A 22,567-nucleotide genomic window follows, 5' to 3' on the forward strand; every position below is an offset into this window, starting at 1 on the left:
GGCTCCGATCAGAGAAGCTTGCCCATCGCGACGGCGGTATCGCCCATGCGGTTGGAGAAGCCCCACTCGTTGTCGTACCAGCTCAACACCCGCACCAGCTTGCCGTCGATGACCTGCGTCTGGGTCAGGTCGAAGGTCGAGGAGGCCGGGTTGTGGTTGAAGTCGATCGACACATTGGGCTCGTTGGTCGTGGCCAGAATACCTTTGAGATGGCCTTTGGCAGCGGCGATAATCGCCGCATTGACTTCTTCCGCCGTCACCTTCTTTTTCGACGTGAAGACAAGGTCGATCACCGAGACGTTCGGGGTCGGGACGCGGATCGACGTGCCGTCGAGCTTGCCTTTCAGTTCCGGCAGCACGAGGCCGACGGCCTTGGCGGCGCCCGTCGAGGTCGGGATCATCGAGACGGCGGCGGCGCGCGCCCGGCGCGGATCCTTGTGCAACGTATCGACCGTGTTCTGGTCGCCCGTATAGGCGTGGATGGTCGTCATGTAGCCCTGTTCGATGCCGCAGGACTTGTGCAGCACCTGCGCCACCGGTGCGAGGCAATTGGTGGTGCAAGAGGCGTTCGAAACGATCTTGTGCGACTTCTTGAGGTCCTTGTGATTGACGCCGTAAACCACGGTGAGGTCGGCATCTTCACCGGGCGCGGAAATCAGCACCTTTTTCGCACCTGCCTTCAAATGCGCGGCGGCCTTGTCGCGTGCCGTGAAGAGGCCTGTGCATTCGAGCGCGATGTCGACGCCGAGTTCCTTCCACGGCAGCTTTGCCGGGTCGCGCTCGGCGATCACCTTGATCGGCCCGCGGCCCAGATCCATCGACGATTTCGTGGTCTTGATCTTGCCGGGGAAGGGGCCGTGAACGCTGTCGTATTTCAGCAGCAGCGCATTGGCGTCGACAGAGCCGAGATCGTTGATCGCGACAATCTCGATGTCCTTGCGGCCTGATTCCGCGATGGCGCGCAGCACCAGCCGTCCAATCCGCCCGAATCCGTTAATCGCAACGCGCACAGCCATTTTCTGTCTCCCGAAACGTGTGATTTCTTACGGCTTTTCCGCAAGTCTTGCCTTGGCCGCAGCGACAGCCGCCTCAGCGGTGATGTTGAAGTGCTTGTAGAGATCGGGCGCAGGCGCCGAGGCGCCGAAACCTTCCATGCCGATGAAGTCGCCGTCGGCGCCGATATAACGGTCCCAGCCATAACGGATGGCGGCTTCAATAGCGATTTTCACAGTGCCTTCGCCCAGCATCCCGTCGCGAAATTCGCGGGACTGCCGTTCGAAGAGGTCGAGGCAGGGCATCGAAACGACACGGCACGGAATGCCGTCCTTTTCGAGCATGGCTTGTGCCGCCATTGCGATTTCGATTTCAGATCCGGTTGCCAGCAGCGAAACCTTCGCCTTGGCCGAGGCCGGTGCGAGCTCGTAGGCGCCGCGTGCGCAGAGATTTTTCTCGGAATTCTCGAGCCGAACCGGCATCAGGTTCTGGCGCGTCAGGGCGAGCACCGACGGTGTATCCTTCGCTTCGAGCGCCAGTTGCCAGCATTCGAGCGTCTCGACCGCGTCGGCCGGACGGAAGACCAGCAGGTTCGGCATGGCGCGCAGGCTTGCCAGATGTTCGACCGGCTGATGCGTCGGGCCGTCCTCGCCGAGGCCGATCGAGTCATGGGTCATCACATAGATGACGCGTTGACCCATCAGCGCCGACAGGCGGATCGCCGGACGGCAATAATCGGTGAAGACGAGAAAGGTACCTGAATAGGGGATGAGGCCTTTATGCAGGGCCATGCCGTTCATCGCGGCGGCCATGCCGTGTTCGCGAATGCCGTAATGGATGAAGGAGCCCGAGAAATCCTCAGCCGTCACAACTTTCTGTTCTTTCGAGCGCGTATTGTTGGAGCCGGTCAGATCGGCGGAGCCGCCGATCGTTTCGGGCAGCACTGCGTTGATGACGTTCAGTGCTTCCTCCGAAGATTTGCGTGTCGCCCATTTCGGCTTGTCGGCGACCAGTTTCTCCTTGAAGGCCGAAATCGCCTTGCCGAGCTCTGCCGGCAGATCGCCGGCGAGGCGCCGTTCAAAGTCAATGCGGGTCGGTGCGTCGAGCGCGGCGAGGCGTTCTTCCCATGCCTTGCGCGTCTTTACATTGCGCAGTCCGGCAATGCGCCAGGCATCGAGCGTCTCGCTGGGGATGGTGAAGGGCTCCGCCGACCAGCCGAGTTCCTTGCGCGCCAAGGCAATCTCATCGGCGCCGAGCGGCGAGCCATGGGATGAGGACTTGCCCTGCTTGTTGGGTGAGCCGTAGCCGATCACCGTGCGGCATGCAATCAAGGTCGGGCGGTCGGATTTCTGCGCTTTCTCAATGGCGGCGGCGATCTCGTCGGGATTGTGGCCGTCGATACGGGTTGCATTCCAGCCGGCAGCGTCGAAACGCTTCAGGGCGTCGCCCGATTCTGAAAGGGAAAGCGCGCCGTCGATTGTAATACCGTTGTCGTCATAGAGGACGATCAGCTTCGACAATTTCAGATGGCCAGCAAGGCTGATTGCTTCGTGGCTGACGCCTTCCATCAGATCGCCGTCCGAAGCCAGTACATAGGTAAAGTGATCGACGATCTTGCCGCCGAAGCGTGCCGCGAGCAGGCGTTCGGCGAGCGCCATGCCAACCGCGGTCGAAATGCCCTGGCCGAGCGGGCCCGTCGTGGTTTCGACGCCCGCCGCGTGGCCGTATTCCGGGTGTCCGGCAGTGATGGAGCCGAGCTGGCGGAAGTTCCGAATTTGCTCGATGGTCATATCTTCATAGCCGAGCAGATAGTTCACCGCATAAAGCAGCATTGAGCCATGGCCGGCCGAAAGCACAAAACGATCCCGGTCGGGCCATTCGGCCGCTCGCGGATCGATTTTCAGAAAGCGGGTGAAGAGGACCGTGGCGATGTCGGCGGTGCCCATGGGCATGCCCGGATGCCCGGAATTCGCCTGTTGCACCGCATCCATTGCCAGTGCGCGAATGGCATTGGCGAGGGACTGATGGGAAGCTGCCGGTGTCTTCCCGGCTGAGGCTTCCGCCTTCCTGGCGAGGGCGGATTTTTCGGTTGTTGTCATTTGTCACTCTGTAGCCCAGGCGGGCCTGAGCGGGCATGGAGGTCGCGGGCTTCAAGAACCGCAGGTCTGGCTCGGATCGGGCCCTCCCGAGAGCGGCGCCACAATGACCACGGGACCCCGTTGAGTCAATGCCGGAATGGGCGTTCCAGTGGCGGTTTTCAGGCACATCCCTCTGCTTTTTTACATATCGCCTGCGCTGCTATTCGCAGGGCTGCCGTTGACCTCGTTTCCCTGCCGCGCCTATCTTGGGTGGCGAGGCCGCATGGCGCCTCGAAGCCGGACAAAAGCATGACCAAACTCGATTCGGCGATGGAGCGCTTCTCAAGCGCGGCCGACAAGCTGGAAGCGACGATCAACCGGCAGGTCGTGCGCGCGCAGGCGGCAAAGCGCTTGCAGGAAGAAGTCGATACGCTGAAGGAAGACAGGGCCGGCCTTGCCGAAGAACTCGATCAGATGCGGTCGGAAGCGCGGCGACTCAATGAGCTCAATGAACGGGCGTCGGAAACACTGGCGGACGCCATCGAAGGCATCCGCGAGGTGCTGGCCGAGGCCTGAAACGCGGCGTTTCAAGGGGATTTCGATGGGGCAGGTCAAGGTTTCGCTGAACGATCGCACCTATACGGTGGCCTGCGGCGATGGCGAAGAAGATCATGTCCGCGAACTAGCGGCCTACATGAACAAGCACATGACGGCATTGGCGCAGGAGGTCGGGCAGGTTGGCGATGCCCGCCTGCTTTTGATGGCAGGGTTGCTGATTACCGACGAACTGTCGGAAGCGCTGCAAAAGGCGAAAATGCTCGATCAGGAAATCGAAAACCTCTCCGGAGCCCGCACGTCGGCGCTGGACCGGTCGCAAGAGGCGGAGGACGCGCTTGCCGATGTGCTTGACCATGCGGCGCGCCGCATCGAGGATCTCGCCAAGCGCATCGAGGCGGCGTGAACCTCGCCCCGTTCGGTCGTGACGCTGAGTGCTTGACCCGGGGGGCCTTGAAGGCCGATAGAATAGAGCCGGGTGCTGCCTGGTGCGTCAGGAACACATACTCTCGGGGCCTTACGGTCCTCAAGGGAGCTGTCCCTGAGGGAGACCGTGGTCTTCTTCATACGGCGCCCACCTACGTTAGTAGGTCTCCGGGGAACGAAGTTCCAACGGCCAAGGTGGCCCCACCTTTCCGACATTTTCCGGGGTCGGCGTCATGAACGCGGCAAAGCAGGCGGCGCGTGCCGCGGCGGTTCTGCGCCGGGATGTGGCATGCGCCAAGGCCGGTTCAGGCATCGCGTCCCGCCTTGCCGACCATTTTTTTGACTCGGTTCCCATGCGATCCGATGCCTCTATCGCGGGCTATGCGGCAATCGGGAGCGAGGCTGACCCTGCTGAACTGCTCGCGCGCGCCTCGGCGAAGGGCCATGTTTGCGCACTACCGCGTGTTGTGCGGAAGGCCGCGCCGCTGGCGTTTCTCCGGTGGAAGCCTGGCGACGCGCTTATCGCGGGGGCCCACGGTACAAGGGAGCCCAATGTCGGTGCGCCTGAGTGCTGGCCCGACATCGTGCTCGTGCCGCTTCTGGCATTCGACCGGGTGGGCCGGCGTATCGGATATGGTGGCGGTTATTACGACCGCACGCTTGCAGTGCTCCGGCAGCAGAAATCAGGCGTTGTTGCGGTCGGCATTGCCTTTTCCGCGCAAGAGGCAGATGAGTTGCCGGAAGAGGAATTCGATGCCCGACTTGACTGGATTGTGACCGAAGTGGGCGCGCGGGCTTTTGCTGTCGCGTCTTCCGGAGTGTGAGAATGAGGTTTCTTTTTCTTGGCGATATTGTCGGCCGCAGCGGCCGCGATGTGCTGGTCGCCGAATTGCCGAAGCTGCGCCGCGATCTGCAACTTGATTTTGTGATCGTCAATGGCGAGAACGCCGCCGGTGGGTTTGGAATCACCGGTGCGATTTGCGACGAGTTTTTCGATGCCGGCGCAGACGTCATCACGCTCGGCAATCACTCCTGGGACCAACGCGAAGCGCTTGTGCATATCGAGCGGGAACCGCGCCTGATCCGTCCGGTCAACTATCCTGCTGGCACGCCTGGTCGCGGTGCGACTCTCGTTGAGAGCCCGTCGGGCGCACGCGTACTGGTTGTGAATGCGCTCGGGCGCGTCTTCATGGAGTCTCTTGATTGTCCGTTTGCGGCGGTCGATCGGGAGCTTGAGGCTTGCCCGCTGGGGCAAGCAGCGGATGCGATTGTGATCGACATTCATGCCGAGGCCACGTCGGAGAAGATGGCGATGGCACATTTCTGCGATGGCCGCGCATCGCTCGTTGTCGGGACGCATAGCCATGTGCCGACTGCCGATGCGCAGATACTTCCCGGTGGGACGGCTTATCAGACGGATGCCGGCATGTGCGGTGATTACAATTCGGTCATCGGAATGGAAAAAGACGAGCCGCTCAACCGGTTTGTTACGAAGATTCCGAGCGGACGGTTTCAGCCCGCGCTGGGGCCTGCGACGTTGTGCGGTGTATTTGTCGAGACCGATGCGGCGACGGGTCTTGCGCGTCGGGTTGACCCGGTTCGCATTGGCGGCCGTCTTCGTTCCGTCGTGCCGGAGATGTGACAAAGATGTGGGTCGTCCTGGCCGACAACGACAAGCGTGCCAGCGCCAATTTCCATGTAATCATGCGCTGTCCGGTGGCCATGTGCGTCCGAGCGAAATTCGCGGCTGGTGCATGCCGCGTGGCGCCGGGCATGGATTGAGCCATCAGACGGGCGAGCGGCCCCGGGATCCGCAGCGCGGGAATTCGTGACGGGATACGGGCGCCGAATACACTCAGATGGTGTGTGTCGCCAAAAAACAGTTTATTGGTGTATTTTATCATTTGGACGGGCAGTGGATTTTGATCGAGGCGGCTTCTATAAGTGCGCCCGAATCCCGCTTGCATCGACGGATATTGGGAGACGGAATGGCCGGCCATTCACAATTCAAGAACATCATGTACCGCAAGGGCGCGCAGGACAAAAAGCGCGCCAAGATGTTCGCCAAGCTTGCCAAGGAAATCACCGTGGCGGCCAAAATGGGCTTGCCGGATCCTGAGTATAATCCGCGCCTGCGCGCCGCTATTCAAGCGGCACGGGTCGAAAACATGCCCAAGGACAATATCGAGCGGGCCGTCAAACGTAGTTCGGACCAGGGCGGCGAGAACTATGAAGAAGTCCGGTACGAGGGCTTCGGGCCGGGCGGCATCGGCGTGATTGTCGAAACCCTGACCGACAACCGCAACCGGACGGCCGGTGAGGTGCGGGCGATTTTTACCAAAAACGGTGGCAATCTCGGCGAAACCGGCTCGGTGTCCTTCATGTTCGACCGGCTCGGCCTGATTGAATATCCAGCCGGCGTTGCCAGCGCCGACGACATGATCGAGGCGGCTATCGACGCTGGCGCCGACGATTGTCAGTCGAGCGACGACGCCCATGAACTCTACAGTGCCCCCGATGCACTGCATGAGGTCGCGAAGGCCCTTGAGGTTCGGTTTGGCGAACCGCGCTCTGCCCGGATCGTCTGGAAACCGCAAAACACCATAGGCCTTGACGATGAGAAGGCCGAGACGGTGCTGAAGATGCTCGAAGCGCTGGACGACAACGACGATGTGCAGCAGGTTTATGCGAACTTCGAGATGTCCGATTCGGTGCTGGAGAAGATGTCGGCCTAAGTCGTCCCCCGGGATTGGTTCAAGGCATTCATTCCTGCTCCCGTCGCGGATATGAACCCGGCAGACGCTCGCTGCTTGTCTGTTTGGAGGACAGCCGCCTATGTCGGCATCGCTCAGAATCCTCGGTATCGATCCGGGCCTCGGCGCAACCGGCTGGGGCGTGATCGAGGTTGCCGGATCTCGGCTCGTCCACCTTGCCAATGGCACCATCGTTTCAAATGCCAGATCGTCGCTGGCGCAGCGGCTGGTCGAGATTGAGACAGGTCTGCTGGATGTGCTTGTTCACCATGCGCCAACTGCGGCGGCAGTTGAACAGGCGTTTGTGGCGCGCGATGCGGCGGCGGCACTGAAGCTTGGCCAGGCTCGGGCCATTGCGCTTCTGGTCGTCGCTCGGGCCGGGCTGCCGGTCGCCGAATATGCGCCAAACCGGATCAAAAAATCGGTGGTCGGCGCCGGCCATGCCACAAAAATGCAGATTGCACTAATGGTCGAGATGCTTCTTTCCGGCGCGAAGCCGAACACCGAACATGCCGCCGATGCGCTTGCGATCGCCATATGCCATGCGCATTGGGGTGGCGCCGACGAGCGTATTGCGGCGGCGCTTCTGCGAGCCGGAGCCTCTCGATGATCGGCAAACTCAAAGGCATTGTCGACTCGACGGGCGAGGACTGGGTCGTCATCGACGTTGGTGGTGTCGGCTATCATGTCACCTGTTCGCGGCGGACGCTCTCCACGTTGCCGGCGCGCGGTGGTCCCTTGACGCTCTCCATTGAGACCAAGATGAGCGACGAAGCCATCCGCCTGATTGGATTTTCAACTGACGACGAACGTGAATGGTTCCGGCTGTTGCTGGGCGTGCAAGGTGTAGGGACGCGTGTTGCGCTTGGTGTTCTTGGGGCGCTGACTCCCGCCGACCTTGCGCGCGCGATTGCGCTGGACGACAAGAAGGCGGTGTCGGCCGCGCCGGGGGTCGGTCCAAAGGTCGCGGCGCGTATCGTGGCCGAGTTGAAGGACAAGACGCCGGCGGGGACGGGACTTGCCGCTGTTCTCAACGGTGCTGGCGGCGATGTAGCGTCTGCCTCCGAACCGATGCGTGATGCGGTGTCGGCGCTCGTCAATCTGGGCTATCCGCAAGCGCAGGCAGCTGGCGCGGTTTCGTCGGCGGCGCGGCGCCTTGACGAGGATGCCAGTGCCGAAGCGTTGATCCGGCAGGGCCTCAAGGAGCTGGCGCGATGACGGAACGCATTCTTGGCGCTGCCAAACGGCAGGAAGATGAGCTTGAGCGCTCACTCCGACCGCAAGTGCTCGCCGATTTCGTCGGGCAGGCACGGGCCAGAGAGAACCTCTCGGTGTTCATCGAAGCAGCGCGGGCGCGTGGCGAGGCGCTCGACCATGTGCTCTTCGCCGGCCCGCCGGGCCTCGGCAAGACAACGCTGGCGCAGATCGTGGCGCGCGAACTTGGTGTCAATTTCCGGGCGACATCAGGGCCGGTCATCTCCAAGGCTGGCGATCTCGCCGCGCTCCTTACCAATCTTGAACCTCGCGATGTCTTGTTCATCGATGAAATCCACCGGCTGGCGCCCGCCGTAGAGGAAATCCTCTATCCGGCAATGGAGGATTTTCAACTCGATCTGATCATTGGCGAAGGTCCCGGCGCACGCTCTGTCCGGATTGAACTGGCGCCGTTCACGCTGATCGGCGCAACGACGCGTACCGGGCTTTTGACGACACCGTTGCGCGACCGCTTCGGTATTCCGGTGCGGCTGAATTTCTACGAGATATCCGAGCTTGAAAGCATTGTACGACGTGGCGCCGGCGTGCTGGGCATCGAAATGACGTCCGACGGTGCACATGAGGTCGCGCGCCGTGCGCGCGGGACGCCGCGTATCGCCGGCCGGCTCCTGCGCCGGGTCCGCGACTTCGCCGCTGTCGAAGGGGTTGCGTCCATCGACGCGAAAGCGGCCGACAAGGCATTACGACGCCTCGAAGTCGATGAGCTGGGGCTTGATGCTCTCGATCACCGTTATCTCCGTTGCATTGCCGTCGGTTTTTCGGGCGGGCCTGTCGGAGTCGAGACGATTGCCGCCGCGCTTTCCGAACCGCGCGACGCCATTGAGGAAATCATCGAGCCCTATCTCATCCAGCAGGCATTGGTGAACCGGACACCCCGCGGCCGGATGCTGACTGCTGCCGCGTTCGCTCATCTCGGCATTGCGCCGCCGTCAGGACCGGTGGGGCAGGGGGCGTTTTTCGACAGCGGCGAGAGCGGTGGCGGTAAATGACAAACGAGTGGCCAGACCTCGCCGGCCGGATCGACGGCCAGACGCATCGCCTGCCTGTCCGGGTCTACTACGAGGACACAGATTTTTCGGGCATTGTCTACCACGCCAACTATCTGCGCTTTGCCGAGCGCGGCCGATCCGATTTTCTTCGGCTTGCAGGCGTTCACCACGCCAGCCTTTTTGATGGTGCGGAGCCACTTGCCTTCGCGGTTTATCGTATGGAAATCGACTTTCTGAGGCCGGCGCGCATTGATGACCGACTTGAAGTGCGGACCCGATATGTGCGAGCCAGCGGCGCGAGAATTGAGGCCGAGCAGACGATATTGCGATTTTTCGAGGGTGCCGAACCGGAGCCGATCTGGCGGGCGCGGGTCGTCGCGGCCTGTCTCGATGGCGGTGGCCGGCCCCGCCGCCTGCCGGCTCAAGTGCAACAGGCACTGGCGCCGTTTGTTGCCGCCGAAGACAATTAAACCTGACTGTAATAGTTACCTGCCCAAGATGTTGTCGCCCCGCAACACCGCGTCGCTAACCTCTTGAGGGGGCAGTCGTAATCCGGAAACGCGCCACGGTAATGACATAATTGACAGACTAACTTCGGCCTCAATTCGGGGGCACACATTCAACGGCGAGGCGCGGCGGGCATAGATGCCCGGATGCGGATGCCGCGTCTGCGATGTGCCGCTTCCTGCATCGAGTTCGCTAGCACGGAGAGGCAATCCGATGGATCCCGTCACCACTGCCCAGATCATCACCGAGACGACGGTCGATACCGCCGCCATGGACTTCTCCATGTGGGGACTGTTCCTGCGGGCCGACATCGTCGTCAAGCTCGTGATGCTGGGCCTTCTCTTCGCCTCGATCTGGTCGTGGGCGATCATTTTCGACAAGTGGTGGCGATTTGCCCGCATCGAGCGGCGCGCCAATCAGTTCGAACGCATCTTCTGGTCGGGGCGATCGCTCGACGACCTCTATCAGGAAATGGGGCATCGGCCGCAGCATCCGTTCTCCGTGCTTTTCATCGCCGCGATGCGTGAATGGCGCCGTTCGCAGGATATTGCCGCAAGTTCGTTCATCGGCCTCAAGGAACGTGTCGACAAGGTCATGCAGGTGACGATCAGTCGCGAGATGGTGAATCTCGAAGGCCGGCTTCTGTTTCTGGCGACCGTCGGCGCGACGGCGCCTTTTATCGGCCTCTTCGGCACCGTCTGGGGCATCATGAATGCCTTCCAGTCGATTGCGATCAGCCGCGATACAAATCTTGCCGTTGTGGCGCCGGGCATCGCCGAAGCGCTTTTTGCGACGGCGCTTGGTCTGCTGGCCGCCATTCCGGCCGTTATTTTCTACAATCGCTTCTCCAATCAGGTGTCGCGCATTGGCGGGCGCCTGGAGAGCTTTGCCGACGAGTTTTCCGCGATCCTGTCGCGGCAGCTCGACGAGCGAGGCTGAGCCATGGGCATGTCGGTTGGCAACAAGAGCGCGCGGCGCGGCCGTTTTGCCAGAGCGCCGATGGCCGAGATCAACGTGACGCCGGTTGTCGACGTCATGCTGGTGTTGCTGATCGTGTTCATGGTCGCGGCACCGTTATTGACCGTCGGCGTACCGGTGGATTTGCCGAAAACGCAGGCGGCACCGATTTCGGGCGACAATGAACCGTTGACGATCACGCTCAATGGCAGCGGCGCGATCTTTGTGCAGGAGACGCCGACCGAGATCGACGCCATGGTGCCGCAGCTGCTGGCCATTGCGGAGAACGGATATGAGCAGCGCATTTTTGTGCGCGCCGACGGTTCGCTTCCCTATGGGGAGGTAATGAAGGTTATGGGCGTCATCAGTTCGTCTGGATTTTCCCGCGTTGCTCTTGTTACGGAGTCTGAAACCAAGCCGGCGCGCGGAGCCGGTGAGAGATAAACGGCGAGAATGCGCAATTCGGTATTCTTTTCGGTTGCTGCGCATGGCCTTGTAGTGGCAATCGCGCTGGCGACCCTTCCGTCCCCCGAGGAATTGCCCACGGTGGAGACGCGCGCGCTGCCTGTTGACCTCATTACTGTGGATGAGCTGACAAACCTCAAGCGTCTTCCGAAGGTCGAAAAGCCGCCGGTCGACGAGCCCGAGCCACCGAAGGAGATCGAGCGGCCGAAGGCCGATGCGCCGCCCGCGCCGCCGCCGCCCGCGCCGCCGCCGCCCCCTGAGCAGGAACCGGAGCCTCTGCCGGAAAAGATCGTGGAAAAGAAAGAGCCGCCGAAGCCTGTTGAGAAGAAGGTCGAGAAGCCGGCGCCGCCGAAGCCGCCGGAGCGCAAATTCGATCCGACGCAAATTGCGGCCCTGCTCAACAAGGCACCTGAGGCGGCAGCCAAGCCGCAGCCTGCGCCGAAGGTTGAGGAGAGTGTGACGGCGGACTATACGGACGACCCGACAATGCAAATCTCGCTCAGCGAGATGGATGCCGTGAGGCAAGCCGTGTCGCGCTGCTATAATGTGGGCGATCTCGTTGGAAGTGCGGATGCCGACAAGCTTTTTGCGACTGTGCGCGCCAATTTCAACCAGGACGGTTCGGTTGTCGGGCGTCCGCAGGTTGTGCGCGCCGGAGGTGGTGCCGGTTCGCGGGTGCTCGCCGAACGTGCGGTCGGCGCGGTATTGCAGTGCGCGCCCTATGCTTTTCTGCCGCTCAACAAGTACCAGAACTGGCGTGAGATGAATCTGAACTTCAATTTGAGCGGAATGATGTGACGCCAGCGCAAGCAGGGCGGAGACGACCGTCGGTGATCATTGACGGAACGACGAGACGCCGAATGAACGTTCCTTTTTCAGGAGAAACCGCGATGTATGAATTTCGCAATGCTGACCGTGTCTTGCTCTGGGCAAGGGCCGTCCGTTTCATCGCGGCACGTTCGCTCGCATTCGTATTGGCAATGGCGCTCCCGTTCGGTGCCGCTCATGCAGCGCTCGAGATCGACATCGACAGGGGGACCGTCGATCCCCTGAAGATTGCGATTGTCGATTTCCTGGGTACACCCGGACAGGAGGGTTCGGTCGGGGCGGATATCGCCGGCGTTGTGACAAACAATCTTGAACGGTCCGGTCTTTTCCGGCCGTTGCCCAAGGCATCCTTCATCGAGAAACTCGACGATATCAACGTTCAGCCGCGCTTCGGTGACTGGCGCATTATCGAGGCACAGGCACTCGTCACCGGACAGGCGCGCATGGAATCCGATGGCCGCCTCCGTGTTGAATTTCGGCTTTGGGATGTTTACGCCGAGCAACAGCTGACCGGTCTTCAGTTCTTTACGACGCCCGACAACTGGCGGCGTGTCGCGCATCTGATATCCGACGCCATCTACAAACGCCTGACCGGTGAGGATGGATATTTCGATACGCGCATCGTTTATGTTTCGGAGACAGGACCGAAGAACAATCGAGTCAAACGCCTGACCATTATGGATCAGGACGGCCACAACCCGCGCATGCTGACGCGGGGCAATGAACTTGTGCTGACGCCGCGCTTCAGTCCCAACTCGCAGGAAATCACCTATCTCGCCTATCGCAACAATGCGCCGCGCGTCTATGTGCTTGATATTGAGACCGGCCAGCAGGAAGTCGTCGGCGAATTCCCCGGCATGACTTTCGCGCCGCGGTTCTCGCCGGATGGTCAAAAAATCATCATGAGCCTGCAACGTGGCGGCAATGCAGATATATACACGATGGATCTTCGTAGCCGGCAGGTGACGCGGCTCACGAACACAGCCGCCATCGATACGTCGCCCAGCTATTCGCCGGACGGTCGTCAGGTTGCGTTCGAGTCCGACCGCGGCGGCTCGCAGCAGATTTACGTAATGAATGCGGATGGTTCCAACCAGCGGCGCATCAGTTTTGGTCAGGGCAGCTATGCAACGCCGGTCTGGTCGCCGCGTGGAGATCTTATTTCCTTCACCAAAATCTCGGGCGGTCGCTTTGTGATCGGGGTGATGCGTCCCGATGGAACAGGCGATCGGGTGCTGACGGAGGGCTTTCACAATGAAGGACCAACCTGGGCGCCCAATGGGCGCGTGCTGATGTTCTTCCGCGAGACGCGGGGCGCGCAAGGCGGGCCGAGCCTCTGGTCGGTCGATGTGACGGGTCACAACGAACGTCCGGTGCCGACCCCGACCTTTGCCTCCGATCCGGCCTGGTCTCCCCGTATCCAGTGATCGAGGAATGGATTTAATGCGCTGCGAAGCCCCGGCGCTTAAAATATGATGCAAAAATGTCACGTAAGCTTGACCGAAAAGTCGCAGAGTGATTGGCCCTTATTGCGTCATTATCAGGGCTGTGGCACACAGGGTGTTGCGGTACAGCAACCCCCAGCGTCGGCCAATTGTGGGCGATGCAAGCTGCTTCCGGGCTATTGGAACCAGTGATAAGTTGCACGCGGTTTTCTCTGGATAAATCGGGCATCGCCTGTTTTGTCGCGGGGTGTCTCGTGCAAAAGTAGCAAATCGATTGAGCGCTGAGGCGCCATGGCCGCTGAGATCAAAAGGAGATCACCCGAATGAAGTCCCCGAACGCTGGCCTGCGGATTGCCGCTGTGGCCGCTGCTTTCTTCATGTTGGCCGCTTGCAGCTCGACCGCCACGGATACCGGCGGATCGTCCTCTGGCGCCGGCACCATCACCCCCGGTTCGCCGGAAGATTTGGTCGCGAATGTTGGCGACCGCGTCTTCTTCGACACCGACCGTTCGTCGCTCAGCGACGAAGCCCGCGCCACTCTGCAGCGTCAGGCGGCGTGGATGCAGCTCTACCCGAACCTGACCTTCACGCTTGAAGGTCATGCCGACGAGCGCGGCACGCGCGAATACAACCTCGCGCTCGGTGGCCGTCGTGCCAACGCCGCGAAGGATTATCTCGTGAGCCTCGGCGTCAATGGCGGTCGCATCAACACCGTGTCCTACGGTAAAGAGCGCCCGGTCTGCCTCGACTCCAACGACAACTGCTGGAGCCAGAACCGTCGTGCTGTGACGGTCGTTGCCTCCGGCGTCGGCAGCTAGTCGGCGTTATCGTCGAAAGCGGCTAAGTTCCTGGAAGCGCTCTTCCGCCGATTGCGGAAGGGCGCTTCCTTGTTTTCCACGCCCGGGTGAGGGCGCCCCAATTTTGTCTTAGTTGCGGCTAGGATGCGGAGGGTGGAGTGAGACAGGCGCTGGAGGTTCGATTGCATCCTGGTATTCGGCGGACAAATAACGTCCTTTGGACCATTTCGGCGTCCGCGCTGATCGGCCTTTCCCTGCTTGCCGCCGATGCGGCGGTCGCCCAGTCGGGCAGCGATGTCGACATGCGCGCGGTCGGCAATCGGCTCGATCGGATCGAGCGTGAAATCACCGATCTGCAGCGGCAGAATTATGGCGGCGGCACCTCCACAGGCACTCCCACGCCGCTCAGCGGTGGCGCCGCCGGATCGGCCGACGCTCAGTCGCGAATTTTCGAGCTCGAAGAACAGGTTCGCCGGCTCAACGGTGGCCTTGAAGAGATGGGACATCGCTTCGAACAGATGAATCGGGAACTGCAGCTCTTCAAGGCCGATATGGACTTGCGCCTTCAGGATGCGCAGGGTGGCGGTTCGGCGCCAGGTGCCGCCACGGCATCCGGCGGCGATGAGGGTGCGGCCGGATCCGGACCGGCCTCGGCCGAAGGTTCGCTGGGTGCCACCCCCGTGGTATCGACACCTGCTGCCGCCGTGCTTCCCAATGGAACGCCTCAGGTGCAGTACGATTTTGCCATCGATCTGATGAAGCGCGGCCAGTACGATCAGGCGCGCGCCGCGTTTGTCGAATTTCTGCGGCTTCACCCGAACGACACGCTGGCGGGCAATGCGCAGTATTGGCTCGGCGAGACCTATTACGCGCAGAACCGGCATAAGGAGGCGGGCGATGCCTTTCTGACCGGCTATACGACCTATTCGTCGAGCAACAAGGCGCCTGATAGCCTGCTCAAGCTCGGCATGAGCCTCGCCGCGCTCGGCAACAAGGACGCCGCCTGCACGGTCTGGAGCGAGCTCGGTTCGCGATTCCCGCAAGCCTCGCCTGCCGTTGTTGCGCGCAACAAGCTGGAGCGTGAGAAGGCTGGCTGCTGAGTTGCCGACCGGAGATCAACTCGCAGAAGGAAAAAGCCCGATGCGCGTTCAAGAAGATCTGGCGTCGTCTGGTCACCTTCCGATCCAGCTTGGCGAGTTTGCCGAACGGTTGCTCCCGCACAATCCGTCAAATACCATTGCGGTCGCGTTTTCCGGAGGGCCGGACTCGCTGGCGCTGCTGATCCTCGCCGCCAGATGGGTTCGAAGTCATCCCTGGGTGCGCCTTTTTGCACTGACTGTCGACCACGGCCTCCGCGCTGGTTCAGCGGTCGACGCGGAGACGGCCGGTCGGCTGGCGTCCACACTTGGCATTCCGCACGACATTGTGCACTGGGGAGGAGACAAGCCAGAAAGCGGTATTCAAGCGGCGGCACGTGAGGCGCGCTACCGGTTGCTTGCAGCGGCATGTCGCGAACGGGGGTGTGGCGACCTCCTCGTTGCCCATCATCTCGAGGATCAAGCCGAAACGTTTTTGCTGCGCCTGCGCCGGGGCAGCGGCGTCGATGGATTGTCGGCCATGCCGTCGGCGCGGGTGCTTGATGCGGGCGATCCACCGGTGCGTCTGTTGAGGCCGCTGCTCGATCTGCCGCGCGGCCGCCTTGCTGCGACCGTGGCCCAGAGCGGGCTTGAGCCCATTCTCGATCCAAGTAACGAGAACGACCGTTTTGATCGCGTCAAAATCCGTCAGGCAATGCATGTCCTTGAGGCACTTGGCTTCGATGCTGCCGGTCTTGCCGGCACGGCGCGACGGATGGCGCGCGCGAGAGAGGTGCTTGAGACGCAGGTTCAGGCGCTGCTGGCCACGCATGCGGTTCTCTTCCCCTTTGGCTATGTCGAGGCGGATGCGGCGGGGCTCGCCGCTGCGCCGTCCGAAACTCGCCTGCGGGCGCTTGCCGCCATTCTAAAAGCCGTGAGCGGGCGTGCGTATGGTCCGCGCATGGAAGGTTTGGCGGCAATTGAGGCGGCGCTGCTCGACCGGACGCTGGGCCGGGGACGGACGCTCAATGGCGTCAAATTTGCGTTGACGCGCGGGCGGCTTCTGGCCGTGCGGGAAATGGCGGCTGTGCGGAAGACACCGACCCTGCGGCTTGCGCCGGGCGAGGGCGGCACATGGGACAACCGTTTCAAGGTGGGGCTGGAGGCCGGGGGAGGGCATCCATACCTTGATGTGCGCGCGCTCGGCATCGAAGGGCTTTCGGCGCTGGATGCGGCAGGTTGGGTGCCGCCGCTCGCTCCCAAAGCTGTGCTGATGGCCTTGCCGGCGCTTTGGGCCGGGGAATCGCTTGTGTCCGCGCCCCATCTGGGGACGCTCGCTGCTGAAGTGAAGGCGCGTGCATCCTTGGCGTCTTGCGAATTTTTTGCCCAAGTCTGAGGCTTGCCATCCCTGGCGCGGTTGATGCTACATCCGGGAAATCAGTCCAAAGGCCTTGGTAAACCTTTATATGGTCACTATGTTTCTCATAGATTAGAAACGGTCGAGGGCAGGGTTGTCTTTGGCACATCCTCTGCATCGCTGAGCCTGTCGTCAGGTAGAGAAGGTAAGACCTTTGTCCAATTTCAAGAATTTCGCCGTCTGGGTGCTGGGTGCGCTGCTGTTGATCGCGCTTTTTAACCTTTTTCAGGGTCCGGCGCCGCAGAGCAGCACGTCAACCGCGATTGATTACTCGCGACTGCTGTCCGACGTTGAAGCGGGCACGGTGCGCGAGGTTACGATTCAGGGCGACAAGCTTACGGGCCAATATGCCGACGGTCGCCGCTTCTCGACGATCGCGCCGGCCGATCCGGCGCTGGTCGAACGGTTGCACAGCAAGGGTGTTCAGATCACCGCCAAACCATCTGACGAGAACGTTCCGTCGCTTCTCGGGGTTCTCGTTTCCTGGTTCCCGATGCTGCTCCTTATCGCCGTCTGGATTTTCTTCATGCGCCAGATGCAGGGCGGTGGCGGCAAGGCCATGGGCTTCGGCAAGTCGAAGGCCAAGCTTCTGACCGAGCGCCACGGCCGCGTCATGTTCGACGATGTCGCCGGTATCGATGAAGCCAAGGATGATCTCACCGAGATCGTCGACTTCCTGCGCGATCCGGCCAAGTTCCAGCGCCTCGGTGGCCGCATTCCGAAAGGCGTGCTGCTGGTCGGCCCGCCCGGCACCGGCAAGACGCTTCTGGCGCGCGCGATCGCCGGCGAAGCGAATGTACCGTTCTTCACGATTTCCGGCTCCGATTTCGTCGAGATGTTCGTCGGCGTTGGCGCCAGCCGTGTGCGCGACATGTTCGAGCAGGCGAAGAAGAATGCACCTTGCATTATCTTCATCGACGAAATCGATGCGGTCGGCCGTCATCGCGGCGCCGGCCTCGGCGGCGGCAATGACGAACGCGAGCAGACACTGAACCAGCTGCTGGTCGAAATGGATGGTTTCGAGCCCAATGAAGGCATCATCCTGATCGCGGCGACCAACCGCCCGGACGTTCTCGACCCGGCACTTCTGCGCCCCGGCCGTTTTGACCGGCAGGTCGTGGTGCCGAACCCGGATGTCATCGGCCGCGAAAAGATCCTCAAGGTCCATATGAAGAAGGTACCTTTGGCGCCGGATGTCGAGCCTCGCACCATCGCGCGCGGGACGCCGGGCTTCTCGGGTGCCGACCTTGCCAACCTCGTCAATGAGGCGGCACTGATGGCGGCTCGGCGTGGCAAGCGTCTTGTCACCATGGCCGATTTCGAGGACTCCAAAGACAAGGTGATGATGGGCGCCGAGCGCCGCTCGATGGTGATGACCGAGGAGGAAAAGAAACTCACGGCCTATCATGAGGGCGGCCACGCGCTGGTTGCGCTGCACATGCCGGACTCCGATCCGATCCACAAGGCGACGATCATTCCGCGCGGCCGTGCACTCGGCATGGTGATGCGCTTGCCGGAACGCGACCAACTTTCGGTTACGCGCGCCAAACTCAAGGCTGACCTCGCGGTTGCCATGGGCGGCCGTATTGCCGAAGAGCTGATCTTCGGTCATGACAAGGTGACGTCCGGCGCTTCGTCCGATATTTCGATGGCGACCAAGTTGGCGAAAGCCATGGTCACGCGCTGGGGCATGAGCGACAAGCTCGGGCCGCTTGCCTATCAGGATAACGAGGAAGAAGTGTTCCTCGGTCACTCGGTGGCGCGCCACCAGAATATGTCCGAGGAGACGCAGCGCCAGATCGACGCCGAGGTACGCCGCATCGTTGAAGAAGGTTACGAGACAGCGAAAAAGGTCCTGAACGAACGTATCGACGATCTGCACACGATCGCCAAGGGTCTGCTCGAATTCGAGACGCTTTCGGGCGACGAGATCATCGGCCTTCTGAAGGGTGAGTTGCCGGTGCGCGAGCGCGGTGAACCCGAAAAAGCCGATGTGGGCCCGGTTTCTTCCGTGCCGACAACGGGTCCCATCGGGGCGCCGCCGGCGCCGCAAGGAACCTGAGCCGGGCCGCCGGACGTTGAATGGAGATCGGAAAGGGAGGCTTGAGCCTCCCTTTTTTGTTTGCCGCGCGCCCTAGATCGTTTTTCAGTTGCTGGGCGGGATCATGGCGGCGGCGATTCTCTATCTCATCGCGTCGGCAAGGCGAGCTACGACATCGGCGTCAATGGGCTCGCCGCCAACGGCTATGCGGAGAAATCTCCCGGCGGCTACAACCTGCAATCAGCGGCCATTATCGAAGTCGTGCTCACCTTCGGTTTTCTGATCGTCATTCTGGGCGCGACGGACAAGCGCGCCCCTGCCGGCTTTGCGGGCATTCCGATTGGCCTTGCGCTGGCGCTGATCCATCTGATCAGCATTCCGGTCACGAATACCTCGGTCAATCCGGCGCGCAGCACCGGTCCGACAATCCTTGAAGGCGGCGTCGCGATCGATCAGCTCTGGTTCTTCTGGGTAGCGCCCATCGCGGGCGCGATCCTGGCAGGCGTCGTCTACAAATGGCTCGGCAAGGCGGACTAGGTTCGCCCACATCGAAATGGAAAGGGAGGCCGCCGGCCTCCCTTTTTTGCGTCCATTGCGGATCGTTCAGTGCTGTCTGTCCGGCAATCGCAGCACCAGTCCATCAAGCTTGCCGGTGACCTCGATCTGGCAGGCGAGGCGGCTCGTCTCCCGCACGTCTTCGGCAAATTCGAGCATGCTCTTTTCGAGGCCGTCTGCCGCGGGGCCTGTTTTTGCAAGCCATTCGGGGTCGACATAGACGTGGCAGGTGGCACAGGCAGCGGCGCCGCCGCAATCGCCGTCGATGCCGGGCACGCTGTGCTTCACCGCGGCTTCCATCGCCGAGATGCCGTTTTCGGCCTCGACCCTGTGTTCGGTTCCGTTTGCTTCGATGTATCTGACGACAGTCATTTCCGTCTCCTTCAGGCGTGCAGCCGCACGGGCAGATTTGCATAGCCGCGTACGAAGTTGGAGCGGACTCGCTCCGGTTCGCGCAACACTTCGATGCGGCTAAAGCGTTGCAGGATTTCTTCCCACAGAATGCGAAGTTGCATCTCCGCGAGCCGGTTGCCGACGCAGCGGTGAATACCGAAGCCGAAGGAGAGGTGCTGGCGCGGCCGTTGACGGTCGATAATAAACTCATCTGGCCGGTCGATCGCCGTCTCGTCGCGATTACCGGAGACGTACCACATTACAACTTTGTCGCCCTTGCGGATGGTCTTGCCGCCGAGCTCGGCATCTGCAACCGCCGTGCGGCGCATGTGGGCCAGCGGCGTCTGCCAGCGGATGATTTCCGGTACCATGCTGTCGATCAGCGCGGGGTTGTTTCTAAGCTTTGCATCTTCCGCGGGATTTTGGTGGAGCGCATAGACGCCACCCGTCATTGAGTTCCGTGTCGTGTCATTGCCGCCGACAATCAGCAGCAGCACGTTGCCAAGATATTCCTCGGGCTTCATGTTCCGCGTCGCAGGTGAATGGGCGAGCATCGAAATCAGATCGGATTTGGGTTCCGTCAGGTTGACGCGTTCGTTCCACAGGTTCTGGAAGTAACCGGCGCATTCGAGGAGTTCCCCTTTGCGCTGTCCCCAACTGTCGATGATACCGCCGCCGGGTTCGGCGGTGGTGACGTCCGACCAGCGCGTCAGTTTGCGACGCTCGGCGAAAGGAAAATCGAACAGCGTTGCCAGCATTTGCGTCGTTAATTCAATCGACACATTGTCCACCCAATCGAATTCCTCACCGACCGGCAGGTTGTCGAGAACGCGGCAGACCCGCTCGCGGATCGTGCCTTCCAGCTTCGCCAGATTTCCTGGCGCGACGATGGGGCTTACCGCCTTGCGCTGTTCGTCGTGGCGCGGCGGGTCCATGGCGATGAAGTTCGGCAGCTGAAGCCCGTCATCGCCACCTTTCTGGATGTTGTCGTCGATGACGATGCCGCCATAGCCTGCTTCTGAGGAGAAGACCTGGTGATTTGTGTCGACGGCCATAATGTCGTTGTATTTCGTCACCGACCAATAAGGCCCATAGGTGCTTTCGGCGCAATAATGCACCGGGTCTTCCCGGCGCAGGCGGCGGAAATAGTCGCCCTCGACATTGCGTTCGAAAAGGTCGGCCCGGCTCACGTCAATCCGGTCGAGGGGGAGGCTGTCGGCCTCCGTCGCAGTGGTGGTCGCGGATGCAAGTGCGGTCATGGCGTTTCCTCCCGGTGGCCTCATCCTTGTTATTGAGTATAATATCAATAACAATTGAGCAAAGAGTCAATATGAGTTGATATGACCTATCCGCCAGCGGGTTGCTCCGGCCCGATCCGTCTATACTTGCCTTGGAAAGCCGCCGATTCCCGAAGGAGACTGCCCGCCGTGACAACCGCCAGATCCGCACGCACCAGGCTTGCGCCGGAGGTCCGCCGCTCACAACTTCTCGAATGTGCGCTTGCGGCCTTTGCCGAACATGGTGTCGCCCGTGCCACCCATTCCCATGTCGCGGAGCGGGCGGGGGTCTCGGTGCCGGCCGTTCATTCCTATTTCCGCACACGGGAGGATCTGGTGACGGCGGTTCTGGGCGAGGTCGAGACCTATCTCATCGAGATCGTGTCGCGGTCACTTGGTGGACCGAAGTCCGTGTCTGAGGCGCTGACTGAGCTCGCCGTCAATTTCGCGCGCGATGCGAAGGACAAGCCTGACATGATCAAGGTCTGGCTCGATTGGAGCACCGGCGTGCGTGCGGATGTCTGGCCGCGCTACATGGATGTGCTGGAGCGGCTGCACGGTATTGCCCGAAAGGTTCTGGAGCGCGGCAAGCGGGAAGGGGTCATTCCGCAGGGTCTCAATGTGAAAGCGGCGGCGCGCGTCTATCTCGGCGGCGGGCACACAGTGGCGCTCATGCAGTTCTCGGATGCAACATCCAGCGAATTCGAGGCGGTGATCGATCACCTTGTTCGAGCGGCGATGGGTATGGGCGTTGAGGCAGCGCCCGTTTGAGCGCCGCTCGCGGGCCATGATAGCCCGTGCTAGAACTCAGCTATGTTCCAGCGCCCACAGATATTCGGCATTCTAAACATTACGCCGGACAGCTTTTCCGATGGCGGCCGCTATTTCGCCGCCGACGCCGCCATCGTTCACGCAAGGCAGCTCATCGCCGATGGCGCTGATGTCATTGATATCGGGCCTGCCTCGTCCAATCCCGACGCTGCGCCCGTGCCGGCCGAAGAGGAAATCCGCCGCATCGCACCTGTCATAGAGGCCTTGGCGAATGAAGAGCTTGTGCTGTCCGTCGACAGTTTCCGGCCCGAAACGCAGGCCTATGCGCTGGCGCATGGCGCGCGCTACCTCAACGACATTCAGGGCTTCGACGACGCGCATTTTCACCCGGCGCTGGCGGTATCTGGCGCACGCCTGATCCTGATGCATTCGATTCAGGAACGCGGCAATGCGGACCGGCGCGCCGCGCCAGAGGGCGACATTGTCGAGCGCATTTGCCGCTTCTTCGAGGAGCGGATCGGGCGGCTCGAAAGGGCCGGCGTTGCACGGGACCGTCTGGTCCTTGATCCCGGGATGGGCTTCTTCCTTGGGCCGAAGCCTGAGACGTCTTTTGAGGTGCTGGCGCGGCTCGGTGAGCTCAAATCCCGCTTCGGGTTGCCGCTGCTGGTCTCGGTTTCGCGGAAATCCTTCCTGCGCGCCGTCACCAGCCGGGCGCCGCAGGAGGCGGGACCCGCCAGCCTCGCGGCCGAATTGCTCGCGGCGATCGGCGGCGCAGACTACATCCGGACGCATGAACCGCGCCCCTTGGCTGACGCATTAACTGTCTATGGTGCCCTGAAAGGCCAAGGATGAAAGATTTGGCAAGAAAACGTTAACTGCAATGGGCTCATAGAATTCTAATATCCGCCACATATGCTGCGTATTGCGGTTATTGAGGGGGCATGTCGGGGTCCGAATTGGGGGGCGCTG

Annotated in this window: 24 protein-coding genes, 1 other RNA gene and 1 pseudogene; 22 read left to right on the forward strand and 4 right to left on the reverse strand. The window is 61.5% G+C overall.

All coding sequences use genetic code 11. The annotated features are described in order from the left end of the window. Positions 1–8: 8 nt before the first annotated feature. A complete protein-coding gene (gap, locus tag Q7V31_RS10680; RefSeq protein ID WP_304734132.1) occupies positions 9–1,016 on the reverse strand; it encodes a type I glyceraldehyde-3-phosphate dehydrogenase in 1,008 nt (335 codons plus the stop codon). A gap of 27 nt (positions 1,017–1,043) precedes the next feature. Beyond that, positions 1,044–3,092, reverse strand: a complete 2,049-nt coding sequence (gene tkt, locus Q7V31_RS10685) for a transketolase (RefSeq protein ID WP_304734133.1) — start codon at positions 3,090–3,092, stop codon at positions 1,044–1,046. A 288-nt stretch (positions 3,093–3,380) separates the two neighbouring features. Here tkt and Q7V31_RS10690 point away from each other — a divergent pair, with 288 nt between their 5' ends. The 20 genes and pseudogenes from Q7V31_RS10690 to Q7V31_RS10785 form a co-directional block, all read left to right on the forward strand. Beyond that, complete coding sequence (locus Q7V31_RS10690) at positions 3,381–3,647, forward strand: DUF4164 family protein (protein WP_304734135.1); 267 nt, start codon at positions 3,381–3,383, stop codon at positions 3,645–3,647. A 25-nt stretch (positions 3,648–3,672) separates the two neighbouring features. Further along, entirely contained in the window at positions 3,673–4,032 is a 360-nt protein-coding gene (locus Q7V31_RS10695; RefSeq protein WP_304734137.1) for a cell division protein ZapA, read from the forward strand. Between the two features lie 69 nt (positions 4,033–4,101). After that, positions 4,102–4,258, forward strand: a non-coding RNA gene (gene ssrS, locus Q7V31_RS10700) — 6S RNA. 27 nt (positions 4,259–4,285) lie between these two features. Next, entirely contained in the window at positions 4,286–4,876 is a 591-nt protein-coding gene (locus Q7V31_RS10705; RefSeq protein WP_304734139.1) for a 5-formyltetrahydrofolate cyclo-ligase, read from the forward strand. A 2-nt stretch (positions 4,877–4,878) separates the two neighbouring features. After that, entirely contained in the window at positions 4,879–5,694 is an 816-nt protein-coding gene (locus Q7V31_RS10710) for a TIGR00282 family metallophosphoesterase (RefSeq protein ID WP_304734140.1), read from the forward strand. Then, the gene (locus Q7V31_RS10715) at positions 5,691–5,834 is read left to right on the forward strand and encodes a hypothetical protein (protein WP_304734141.1); all 144 of its coding nucleotides are present in this window, start codon (positions 5,691–5,693) and stop codon (positions 5,832–5,834) included. Before Q7V31_RS10710 ends, Q7V31_RS10715 begins: the two co-directional genes overlap by 4 nt. A gap of 206 nt (positions 5,835–6,040) precedes the next feature. Further along, the gene (locus Q7V31_RS10720) at positions 6,041–6,787 is read left to right on the forward strand and encodes a YebC/PmpR family DNA-binding transcriptional regulator (RefSeq protein WP_304734142.1); all 747 of its coding nucleotides are present in this window, start codon (positions 6,041–6,043) and stop codon (positions 6,785–6,787) included. Between the two features lie 100 nt (positions 6,788–6,887). Next, complete coding sequence (gene ruvC / locus Q7V31_RS10725) at positions 6,888–7,415, forward strand: crossover junction endodeoxyribonuclease RuvC (protein ID WP_304734143.1); 528 nt, start codon at positions 6,888–6,890, stop codon at positions 7,413–7,415. Further along, positions 7,412–8,023 (forward strand): Holliday junction branch migration protein RuvA, encoded by a 612-nt coding sequence (gene ruvA / locus Q7V31_RS10730; RefSeq protein WP_304734144.1) that lies wholly within the window; start codon positions 7,412–7,414, stop codon positions 8,021–8,023. The genes ruvC and ruvA overlap by 4 nt, the downstream gene beginning before the upstream one ends. Beyond that, on the forward strand, positions 8,020–9,069 hold the full coding sequence (gene ruvB, locus Q7V31_RS10735; protein ID WP_304734145.1) for a Holliday junction branch migration DNA helicase RuvB: 1,050 nt from the start codon (positions 8,020–8,022) through the stop codon (positions 9,067–9,069). The genes ruvA and ruvB overlap by 4 nt, the downstream gene beginning before the upstream one ends. Beyond that, positions 9,066–9,539 carry a YbgC/FadM family acyl-CoA thioesterase gene (locus Q7V31_RS10740; protein ID WP_304734147.1) on the forward strand — a complete coding sequence of 158 codons (474 nt, stop codon included), beginning with the start codon at positions 9,066–9,068 and terminating at the stop codon, positions 9,537–9,539. Before ruvB ends, Q7V31_RS10740 begins: the two co-directional genes overlap by 4 nt. 250 nt (positions 9,540–9,789) lie before the next feature. Continuing rightward, entirely contained in the window at positions 9,790–10,515 is a 726-nt protein-coding gene (gene tolQ, locus Q7V31_RS10745; protein WP_304734148.1) for a protein TolQ, read from the forward strand. A 3-nt stretch (positions 10,516–10,518) separates the two neighbouring features. After that, positions 10,519–10,977, forward strand: a complete 459-nt coding sequence (gene tolR, locus Q7V31_RS10750) for a protein TolR (RefSeq protein ID WP_304734149.1) — start codon at positions 10,519–10,521, stop codon at positions 10,975–10,977. Positions 10,978–10,986: 9 nt separating this feature from the next. Further along, positions 10,987–11,796 (forward strand): hypothetical protein, encoded by an 810-nt coding sequence (locus tag Q7V31_RS10755; RefSeq protein WP_304734152.1) that lies wholly within the window; start codon positions 10,987–10,989, stop codon positions 11,794–11,796. Positions 11,797–11,978: 182 nt separating this feature from the next. Then, the gene (tolB, locus tag Q7V31_RS10760) at positions 11,979–13,253 is read left to right on the forward strand and encodes a Tol-Pal system beta propeller repeat protein TolB (RefSeq protein ID WP_304734358.1); all 1,275 of its coding nucleotides are present in this window, start codon (positions 11,979–11,981) and stop codon (positions 13,251–13,253) included. A 341-nt stretch (positions 13,254–13,594) separates the two neighbouring features. Next, on the forward strand, positions 13,595–14,089 hold the full coding sequence (pal, locus tag Q7V31_RS10765; RefSeq protein ID WP_370690651.1) for a peptidoglycan-associated lipoprotein Pal: 495 nt from the start codon (positions 13,595–13,597) through the stop codon (positions 14,087–14,089). A 161-nt stretch (positions 14,090–14,250) separates the two neighbouring features. Continuing rightward, positions 14,251–15,168, forward strand: a complete 918-nt coding sequence (gene ybgF / locus Q7V31_RS10770) for a tol-pal system protein YbgF (protein WP_304734153.1) — start codon at positions 14,251–14,253, stop codon at positions 15,166–15,168. A 40-nt stretch (positions 15,169–15,208) separates the two neighbouring features. After that, a complete protein-coding gene (gene tilS / locus Q7V31_RS10775; protein ID WP_304734156.1) occupies positions 15,209–16,540 on the forward strand; it encodes a tRNA lysidine(34) synthetase TilS in 1,332 nt (443 codons plus the stop codon). A 175-nt stretch (positions 16,541–16,715) separates the two neighbouring features. Beyond that, the gene (ftsH, locus tag Q7V31_RS10780; RefSeq protein ID WP_304734157.1) at positions 16,716–18,623 is read left to right on the forward strand and encodes an ATP-dependent zinc metalloprotease FtsH; all 1,908 of its coding nucleotides are present in this window, start codon (positions 16,716–16,718) and stop codon (positions 18,621–18,623) included. 76 nt (positions 18,624–18,699) lie between these two features. Beyond that, positions 18,700–19,139: pseudogene (locus Q7V31_RS10785) on the forward strand (aquaporin); the annotation flags it as partial. 66 nt (positions 19,140–19,205) lie between these two features. Here Q7V31_RS10785 and Q7V31_RS10790 read toward each other — a convergent pair. Beyond that, a complete protein-coding gene (locus tag Q7V31_RS10790; protein ID WP_304734158.1) occupies positions 19,206–19,529 on the reverse strand; it encodes a 2Fe-2S iron-sulfur cluster-binding protein in 324 nt (107 codons plus the stop codon). A gap of 11 nt (positions 19,530–19,540) precedes the next feature. Then, a complete protein-coding gene (locus Q7V31_RS10795; protein ID WP_304734159.1) occupies positions 19,541–20,809 on the reverse strand; it encodes a cytochrome P450 in 1,269 nt (422 codons plus the stop codon). Between the two features lie 168 nt (positions 20,810–20,977). On the opposite strand from Q7V31_RS10795, the gene Q7V31_RS10800 reads away from it, so the two are divergent. Both Q7V31_RS10800 and folP read left to right on the forward strand, forming a co-directional pair. Then, complete coding sequence (locus tag Q7V31_RS10800; protein ID WP_304734160.1) at positions 20,978–21,598, forward strand: TetR/AcrR family transcriptional regulator; 621 nt, start codon at positions 20,978–20,980, stop codon at positions 21,596–21,598. Between the two features lie 42 nt (positions 21,599–21,640). Continuing rightward, complete coding sequence (gene folP, locus Q7V31_RS10805; protein WP_304734161.1) at positions 21,641–22,450, forward strand: dihydropteroate synthase; 810 nt, start codon at positions 21,641–21,643, stop codon at positions 22,448–22,450. The last annotated feature ends 117 nt before the right edge of the window (positions 22,451–22,567 follow it).

Origin of the sequence: Parvibaculum sp., from assembly GCF_030651915.1 — a bacterium.
Taxonomy (GTDB): Bacteria; Pseudomonadota; Alphaproteobacteria; order Parvibaculales; family Parvibaculaceae; genus Parvibaculum.

What these genes read in the sequence shown, in the direction of transcription:
- Q7V31_RS10695 (WP_304734137.1), top strand. Translation starts at nt 3,673, where the DNA reads ATGGGGCAGGTCAAGGTTTCGCTGAACGATCGCACCTATACGGTGGCC.
- ruvB (WP_304734145.1), top strand. Translation starts at nt 8,020, where the DNA reads ATGACGGAACGCATTCTTGGCGCTGCCAAACGGCAGGAAGATGAGCTT.
- Q7V31_RS10740 (WP_304734147.1), top strand. Translation starts at nt 9,066, where the DNA reads ATGACAAACGAGTGGCCAGACCTCGCCGGCCGGATCGACGGCCAGACG.
- Q7V31_RS10795 (WP_304734159.1), bottom strand. Translation starts at nt 20,809, where the DNA reads ATGACCGCACTTGCATCCGCGACCACCACTGCGACGGAGGCCGACAGC.
- Q7V31_RS10710 (WP_304734140.1), top strand. Translation starts at nt 4,879, where the DNA reads ATGAGGTTTCTTTTTCTTGGCGATATTGTCGGCCGCAGCGGCCGCGAT.
- ruvC (WP_304734143.1), top strand. Translation starts at nt 6,888, where the DNA reads ATGTCGGCATCGCTCAGAATCCTCGGTATCGATCCGGGCCTCGGCGCA.
- Q7V31_RS10705 (WP_304734139.1), top strand. Translation starts at nt 4,286, where the DNA reads ATGAACGCGGCAAAGCAGGCGGCGCGTGCCGCGGCGGTTCTGCGCCGG.
- Q7V31_RS10790 (WP_304734158.1), bottom strand. Translation starts at nt 19,529, where the DNA reads ATGACTGTCGTCAGATACATCGAAGCAAACGGAACCGAACACAGGGTC.
- tolB (WP_304734358.1), top strand. Translation starts at nt 11,979, where the DNA reads ATGGCGCTCCCGTTCGGTGCCGCTCATGCAGCGCTCGAGATCGACATC.
- Q7V31_RS10720 (WP_304734142.1), top strand. Translation starts at nt 6,041, where the DNA reads ATGGCCGGCCATTCACAATTCAAGAACATCATGTACCGCAAGGGCGCG.
- ruvA (WP_304734144.1), top strand. Translation starts at nt 7,412, where the DNA reads ATGATCGGCAAACTCAAAGGCATTGTCGACTCGACGGGCGAGGACTGG.
- folP (WP_304734161.1), top strand. Translation starts at nt 21,641, where the DNA reads ATGTTCCAGCGCCCACAGATATTCGGCATTCTAAACATTACGCCGGAC.
- Q7V31_RS10755 (WP_304734152.1), top strand. Translation starts at nt 10,987, where the DNA reads ATGCGCAATTCGGTATTCTTTTCGGTTGCTGCGCATGGCCTTGTAGTG.
- tilS (WP_304734156.1), top strand. Translation starts at nt 15,209, where the DNA reads ATGCGCGTTCAAGAAGATCTGGCGTCGTCTGGTCACCTTCCGATCCAG.
- pal (WP_370690651.1), top strand. Translation starts at nt 13,595, where the DNA reads ATGAAGTCCCCGAACGCTGGCCTGCGGATTGCCGCTGTGGCCGCTGCT.
- gap (WP_304734132.1), bottom strand. Translation starts at nt 1,016, where the DNA reads ATGGCTGTGCGCGTTGCGATTAACGGATTCGGGCGGATTGGACGGCTG.
- tolR (WP_304734149.1), top strand. Translation starts at nt 10,519, where the DNA reads ATGGGCATGTCGGTTGGCAACAAGAGCGCGCGGCGCGGCCGTTTTGCC.
- tolQ (WP_304734148.1), top strand. Translation starts at nt 9,790, where the DNA reads ATGGATCCCGTCACCACTGCCCAGATCATCACCGAGACGACGGTCGAT.
- tkt (WP_304734133.1), bottom strand. Translation starts at nt 3,092, where the DNA reads ATGACAACAACCGAAAAATCCGCCCTCGCCAGGAAGGCGGAAGCCTCA.
- Q7V31_RS10690 (WP_304734135.1), top strand. Translation starts at nt 3,381, where the DNA reads ATGACCAAACTCGATTCGGCGATGGAGCGCTTCTCAAGCGCGGCCGAC.